At 44.6% G+C, this 392-nt stretch carries 1 protein-coding gene; it reads right to left on the bottom strand.

Going from position 1 to position 392, the window contains the following annotated elements; translation table 11 throughout:
- A partial coding sequence (locus tag E5983_RS09560) for a Rib/alpha-like domain-containing protein (protein ID WP_269148557.1) occupies positions 1-392 on the bottom strand: 392 nt, incomplete at both ends.

Raw genomic sequence — 392 nt, 5'->3', positions numbered from 1 at the left:
TTCTGCCTTCGGTGTAGAACCTGGCTCAACTGTTTGATCCTTAGCGACTGGAGTATTCTTATCTGCATCTGTTGCAGGCTTAGATACCTTAACGGTCACTGAGACTTCTTCACTAGAACCATCTGGGTAGGTTACAACTACTGTAACTACTTTGTCTCCCTCACCTGTTGTGTCTACTGGCTCCTTGAAGGATACTTTCGTTCCTGCTGGAAGTTCAGACAGGTTGGCAATAGAATCTTCTGCCTTCGGTGTAGAACCTGGCTCAACTGTTTGATCCTTAGCGACTGGAGTATTCTTATCTGCATCTGTTGCAGACTTAGATACCTTAACGGTCACTGAGACTTCTTCACTAGAACCATCTGGGTAGGTTACAACTACTGTAACTACTTTGT

Origin of the sequence: Streptococcus danieliae, assembly GCF_009767945.1 — a bacterium.
GTDB classification, from domain to species: domain Bacteria; phylum Bacillota; class Bacilli; order Lactobacillales; family Streptococcaceae; genus Streptococcus; species Streptococcus danieliae.
The sequence above is the reverse complement of the archived record's forward strand: the minus strand, read 5'-3'. Positions and strand labels throughout refer to the sequence as shown.